The organism is Nostoc sp. NMS4, assembly GCF_017115095.1.
Lineage (GTDB): Bacteria > Cyanobacteriota > Cyanobacteriia > Cyanobacteriales > Nostocaceae > Nostoc.
This window is the reverse complement of record NZ_JABXKI010000181.1, coordinates 1-5,608: the sequence shown is the minus strand read 5'-3', so window position 1 is coordinate 5,608 and position 5,608 is coordinate 1. Positions and strand designations below refer to the sequence as shown.

General features: G+C 41.4%; 8 protein-coding genes and 1 pseudogene. 4 read left to right on the top strand and 5 right to left on the bottom strand.

Annotation, left to right across the window (positions count from 1 at the left end):
- The 4 genes and pseudogenes from HWQ37_RS15635 to HWQ37_RS15620 form a co-directional block, all read right to left on the bottom strand.
- On the bottom strand, positions 1–241 hold a 241-nt coding region (locus tag HWQ37_RS15635), incomplete at its 3' end, for a hypothetical protein (protein ID WP_292748530.1).
- Positions 242–246: 5 nt separating this feature from the next.
- Positions 247–1,059 (bottom strand): acetate and sugar kinases/Hsc70/actin family protein, encoded by an 813-nt coding sequence (locus HWQ37_RS15630; RefSeq protein ID WP_292748529.1) that lies wholly within the window; start codon positions 1,057–1,059, stop codon positions 247–249.
- Between the two features lie 158 nt (positions 1,060–1,217).
- Complete coding sequence (locus tag HWQ37_RS15625) at positions 1,218–2,789, bottom strand: group II intron reverse transcriptase/maturase (RefSeq protein WP_292748528.1); 1,572 nt, start codon at positions 2,787–2,789, stop codon at positions 1,218–1,220.
- Between the two features lie 578 nt (positions 2,790–3,367).
- Positions 3,368–3,547, bottom strand: a pseudogene (locus HWQ37_RS15620) (ParM/StbA family protein); the annotation flags it as partial.
- A gap of 375 nt (positions 3,548–3,922) precedes the next feature.
- Here HWQ37_RS15620 and HWQ37_RS15615 point away from each other — a divergent pair.
- The 4 genes from HWQ37_RS15615 to HWQ37_RS15605 are packed head-to-tail and all read left to right on the top strand — an operon-like array spanning position 3,923 to position 4,995.
- On the top strand, positions 3,923–4,147 hold the full coding sequence (locus tag HWQ37_RS15615) for a hypothetical protein (RefSeq protein ID WP_292748527.1): 225 nt from the start codon (positions 3,923–3,925) through the stop codon (positions 4,145–4,147).
- Between the two features lie 5 nt (positions 4,148–4,152).
- Positions 4,153–4,374: a hypothetical protein gene (locus HWQ37_RS15610; RefSeq protein ID WP_292748526.1), complete on the top strand. Its 222-nt coding sequence runs from the start codon at positions 4,153–4,155 to the stop codon at positions 4,372–4,374.
- Complete coding sequence (locus tag HWQ37_RS34620) at positions 4,365–4,526, top strand: sigma factor (RefSeq protein ID WP_363318136.1); 162 nt, start codon at positions 4,365–4,367, stop codon at positions 4,524–4,526. Before HWQ37_RS15610 ends, HWQ37_RS34620 begins: the two co-directional genes overlap by 10 nt.
- Entirely contained in the window at positions 4,450–4,995 is a 546-nt protein-coding gene (locus HWQ37_RS15605; protein ID WP_292748525.1) for a sigma-70 domain-containing protein, read from the top strand. The genes HWQ37_RS34620 and HWQ37_RS15605 overlap by 77 nt, the downstream gene beginning before the upstream one ends.
- 189 nt (positions 4,996–5,184) lie before the next feature.
- Here HWQ37_RS15605 and HWQ37_RS15600 read toward each other — a convergent pair whose 3' ends face one another.
- Positions 5,185–5,376 (bottom strand): hypothetical protein, encoded by a 192-nt coding sequence (locus HWQ37_RS15600; RefSeq protein WP_292748524.1) that lies wholly within the window; start codon positions 5,374–5,376, stop codon positions 5,185–5,187.
- Between the last annotated feature and the right edge of the window lie 232 nt (positions 5,377–5,608).

Genomic DNA, 5,608 nt, shown 5'->3' with positions numbered 1-5,608 from the left:
ATACCCAATTGAAAGTAGTAGTTATATCAATACTTGTCGGGTTTTTGGGAAAAGGGAAAGAAAAAAAAACCTCTTGTTGTGTGGGAAATGCACCCTTCCTGAAAGCAAAATAGCAATCAATTATAAAATAAAGCGTCTCCAGGTAACTTTTACCTAATTGCTGTGATTCTGCAAATATCCGCTCTCGGTAGCTATCTTTGATCCGAACTTTTTCTGGGGTTAAGTCAAGTTTGTCTGCCATTGCGATCACTTAAGAGATGTAGTAGTTGGGTTCTTACTGCTGATGGTTTTTGCCATCTCTAAAAGCCCAAAGACATTGGCTTCTACCGGATTGTCCAGGATTTTGAAGCCGTTTTTCTCCAACAGCTTCTTAAATCCTGGTAAGAGGCAACCTCCACCAATCGCCCAGATTTCATCCCCTTGGTGCTTGGCATCAAGTGTGAGATTCACCACTTTCTTCAAGTATTTTTCATACCAATCTTTTAAAGAAGCACTGTATATATCTTTGATATCGATGTCACGGCTGTACCTGGTATGCCCCATTTCCAGACAAAATCGGATTTTGGAGGCATCCCCGATTTTTCCGCCATTCAAATGTTTCATTTTTTGGGAGATATCATCGATGAGAACTTCTACACCGATGGGGTAAGCAGTGTGAACTTCTCGCTGACCCCGGTTGTAACGAGAATACAGGGTCGTACCATTGCCAAAGTCTAAAATGGTTAATTTTTTGGGTAGTGGATGCCCAAACAATGCACCCATACCCTCTAGTACAACTTTCAGCACTTCTACTTTTACTTCTGATTGCTTGCCAGCAAGTATTGGCTGATATTCTCCATTGAGTACTTTTTGTAGTTCTGATGCCAGACCAACATCATGTAAACTGACGACTAATTTTAAGTGCCAAGCCTTACGGTGTGGCAGATGTGCCAATGCACCCAATAAAGTCAACAACGCATTATTGACTTTATTTTCATTATTGTCGGTGTTGCGGTCAAAATAATTCCCTGTTCGGTAAGCGGACTCGGTAGAGTCGATGGGGGCTATTATGCCCCGCACCTCTCTGTTAGATCCAGACGTGCCCGTTTCCGTGCATCTGGCTCCCGATATTCTTAAGGGTTAATTCGGTAGACTCCTTGCGCCTTCCCGGAAAGTGTTGACTAAAGTCACTTTCCTAACTGATTTGGGTACGGGTTTTCGCGCATGACGTTTTTAGTCTACTTCTTTTCCCTGTTGCTCATGTGGATGTAGTCGTGACAGCTTTCGTGTAATACAACTAGATTCTTTGGTTTCCAGTTGTTGTGATTACCGTCTATGTGGTGTAAATGTACCCTCTCTTCAGAGGTTAACTTTAGACCGCATTTTCCACAAGTATGGTTTTGCTTTGTTAATTGTTTTGAGGTTGCGCCGTCGTATAGTTTACTGTTGCGTTTGCTCCAGTAGACTAAATCGCCGTCAAAGGGGGATTTATTTCCTTGGACTTTGATGAAGGCATTTTCAGAGTTGGGAACTTTGGGGAAGGCTTTTTCCATAAGCTTTTTGGTCGTATGCCTATCCATTTTTGTTTCCCTGTTGAATACCCTGAAGGCTGTGAAGCTCATGTGCCACAGTGAGAACCGTGAACCACTCATATCACAGTATTTGTGGTAGTGTCTCCAACCTCGAACAATTGGCGCTAGCTTTTCAGCTTTGACCTTAGCCCCATAATTCGAGTTGTTGACGATGTGTTTTACTTTCTTGCGGAAGTTTTTGAAATTTTCCACTGAGGGAATGCATCTGAATTTTCCGTTTTGCTGTACTTGGAAGTTCCAGCCTAGAAAGTCGAATCCATCTGTCGAGGCGGTTAGTTTGGTCTTTTTCTCACTTACTTTCATTCCTCGGTCTGCTAGGAATTGGCTGATTCTTTCAAGTATTCCTTCTGCATTATCTTGAGGTCTTAAGAAGAACACCATATCATCCGCGTATCTTACACAAGCATTTATTATGTGTTCTTTGGGGGTTTTTGGTGTTATTCTTCTTTCCTTGCTGGCATGGTATTGATGTATATTTTCAATTCCATTTAATGCGATGTTTGCAAGTAGTAGGCTAAAGACTCCGCCTTGTGGTGTACCTTGTTCGGGGAATTCTGGGTTTATTCCGGCTTTTAATGCTCTGAATACTCCAGTTTTTAATGCTCTTGGAGCAATCAAGTTATCCATTATGGTGGAGTGATTAATCCTGTCGAAGCATTTTTCTATGTCTAGTTCTAGGATTCTTTTGGTGATGCCGTTTGCTTTTGAGTTTAGGTTGTTGAAAACCTGTTGCCGGGCATCCTGAGTACCCCTTCCGGGTCTAAATCCATAGCTATGTACATGAAAAATTGCTTCATGTGCTGGCTCAAGTGCGAATTTTGCGATTGCTTGCCAGCATCTATCTGCAATTGTGGGGACTTTAAGGTATCTGATGGAGCCGTCTTTTTTTGGGATTGGTATCAATCTTAATTTGTTGTGATACCAATCTTTGTGCCTTAGTAGCAGTTCGAGGTTAAATCTCTCCTCATGAGTTAGGGCGGTTTTACCATCGATTCCAGCCGTCTTTTTGCCAGCGTTTAACTGAGTTACTTGACGAATTGCTAACCATCTAGCTGCAAAGGATTTCAGAATAAGCTTTTGTAGTGACCTAGCTTTACGCTTGTCTCCAACTTGAACAGCTTTGAACACTCTTCTTTGTAAGCGGAAAAGGTTCGTCCGGAATTTCTTCCAGGGTAATGATTTCCAAGATTCGCTAGTTTTTATACTGCGTCCAATCATGCTCTACTCCAAGAAAGCGTTTTCTGAATACCTCAGAGCAGTTACGCTCTGTCCTACCCGATATAAAGGAGTTCCGTACCTCGTCTTACCTACTAGGGTTTTTCGACCTTTCCCTAGACCTTTATATCGTTTTTACTCGTTCCGTTCTTTTGATTGTTTGATGGTTTAGGGCAGTCCGGTTTGTCTATCCTTCTCTCGGATATTACAGCTATTGTTGAAAAATGCTGTGAGAGTGAAAGGATGAGGTCTGCATTTCTTGTCCAGGTTGCAGCCTTACACTGAGACACTTTTCTAGGACTTGTTTGCCCATGCCATTTCCCCATTAACGCCAGTGTGCCATTCCTGCTTAGGCTCTGATTGCGTCCTGTTCCCAGCTTCAGCCTGTAGAATTCCGAGTCTACTCACTGTGGGCAGATAGGGAGTCACTTGTATCCTCAAGGGTGAGACTTTACCTTTCTAGGTTACTTGGTATCACTCACATCAAAAGAACAGTTATACAAAAACTAAAGTGACTTTAGTTTTGTACCTTAGTCATACCCCTCTAGTTTCTAGAGGCTCCTACCAAGAACGAGCCGCGCTCCAACTGTATAAGCACTACCGTTAAAAACTACCCGTCCTGGTACATCTTCCATCTCGGCATTGGTTATATAGCTGGGGACACGAACTACTTCAAAGCCATCGACTAAAAGTTTGAGACTTCCGTAACCGTTATCGAAACCCGCAGGAAAAATTTTTTGCAACGTGTGAATGTTTGACATAAAGACAAAGGTAATACACTTTGAGAAAGTGAAAATTATCTGTTGAAGTGATCTGCAAGAGCAAGAGAAAGAAGAATAAAATAACTTCCCCTTTTTTGCCTAATCTCAAGAGCTTATCATAACCCCTTGGGGGCTAAATGGGGTACAAAATATTAATCAGTCAAATATACCCCATTTAGCACCTATATGCACCCTATATAGGTGTCAAAATGTCCCCAAAGTCCTGAGCTATTTTTGGGGTATATATAGCCCCCCATGTAGCCCCCATGAGGAATTTTTGAAATTTTTTTATCAACGGAGCAGAAATTAATTTAGATCATCGTTGACTGTTTAATTTATACTCTACTGTCAGGGTCTAAATTAGCTTTACGCAAGATGGCGAGCTTTGACTCTGATACACTTGGAATTTACCTACGAGAAATTGGTCGCATTGATCGCAATACTGTTCGGTTAAGGCAAGAGACGGCGATTTATCACGTCTTTATGATGATTTATCGCATCTTTAGCGATCTAGAATTTTCATCAAAAAACCTTAACCGAACTGTATTGGCATTGATCGGCTATTACCGGAGCAAGAGGTTCTCTATGCAAGAGAAGTAAAGTCTATGCTGGCACTTGATAAGCATTACAATCTTCTCATACAACGGCTAAAGCGTTCTCCAACTAGGGCTGAACTGGCTGCCGAGGTCAATAAAACAGAAGCAGAATTAATCCAAATCAAAACGCTTGGTCAACTTGCTAAACATTTAATGATTACCGCCAACCTCCGATTAGTGGTTGCAATAGCTAAAAAATACCGTTGGAGTAACCTAGAATTTTGGATCTGATTCAAGAGGGAGCAATAGGTTTACAGAAAGCGGTAGAAAAATTTGAGCCGAATCGGGGCTATAAATTGTCTACTTATGCAAAAGGCGTGGATTCGGCAAGCAATTACCAGAGCAGTTGCAGAACAATCTCACACCATTCGCCTACCCCATGACTTGACCAAAAGATTGATGCAAATCAAAAAAGCACACATTGAACTTTTTCAAACCTTGGGAAGAACACCCACTATTATAGAAATCGCTGAAGCTGTTGATGCATCACCTAAACAAGTTTCCGAATGCCTAAACGCATTTCGTCCGTTAGTTTCTTTGGAGTTAGGAATTGGAGAGGAGCAAGAAAACCAACTGCAAGAGATATTACCCGATGAAAGAATCTCCGCACAAGAGTATGTTGCTCTAGAATCTCTCCGGTTAGATTTACAGGATTTATTAGCTACCTTGAAACCAAATCAACGCCAAGTCTTAATGTTACAGTTTGGGTTGTCGGGCGAGAACAAGTTGACTGCAAAACAGGTTGCACAAGGACTTAATCTTAGTCATTCCAAGGTACGCTCTGCTTATGGGCAGGGTATCAAAGCTTTACGACGTGAGCAAGACAAAATTAAAGATTATTTGGCTAGTTGAAAACTGTTTATGTCCAAGGTGAAGGTATCGCTCTTGTTGAAAATACTTCTCTTGCTTGCAGTCTAATCGCTGTTTGCTCACAGTTGGGGTACTTAACCTTAATCAAGATGATTGAAGGTCGCCCATTATTTTCTCCAACTACAGGTTGACTTATAAATTTGCAAAGTCTTCATGTTGCAGTTCTTGTACTCAAAATATAATCAGCCTTGCTGGTTTGTTGCAGTTTAGAAATCTCACATACTGAAACCGCTTGAAATATTCTGAGTTTTCAACACGGTGTTTAGAAGCTTGCTGCGCTTTGGGCGACTGTGCAGACTCATGAGCAGCACTGCGATCGCTGCGAAGAATAATGTTAATCGCCTCCTGTGCATTTCGAGTCAACTCTATTGACCATCAGTTACATTTAGAAACTCTGCCTCTAACTGATTAGCATTAGGGATCTGTTTTAGTTTTGAACTTGGGTGTTTGAGCTTTGATTGTTGTTTGGGTGGAGTTTGCTAGATTTCATGATGTCTGCTGTAAAACCTTCTTTAATAAACTATCTTGAATGGAAGACACAATAGACTTATCCGAGAATGCGAAATACTTACTACACAATGATTTCAGCGATTTT

Excerpts from the sequence above, each read along its gene's own strand:
- HWQ37_RS15615 (WP_292748527.1), top strand. The coding sequence starts at position 3,923 with ATGGCGAGCTTTGACTCTGATACACTTGGAATTTACCTACGAGAAATT.
- HWQ37_RS15625 (WP_292748528.1), bottom strand. The coding sequence starts at position 2,789 with ATGATTGGACGCAGTATAAAAACTAGCGAATCTTGGAAATCATTACCC.
- HWQ37_RS15610 (WP_292748526.1), top strand. The coding sequence starts at position 4,153 with ATGCTGGCACTTGATAAGCATTACAATCTTCTCATACAACGGCTAAAG.
- HWQ37_RS15605 (WP_292748525.1), top strand. The coding sequence starts at position 4,450 with ATGCAAAAGGCGTGGATTCGGCAAGCAATTACCAGAGCAGTTGCAGAA.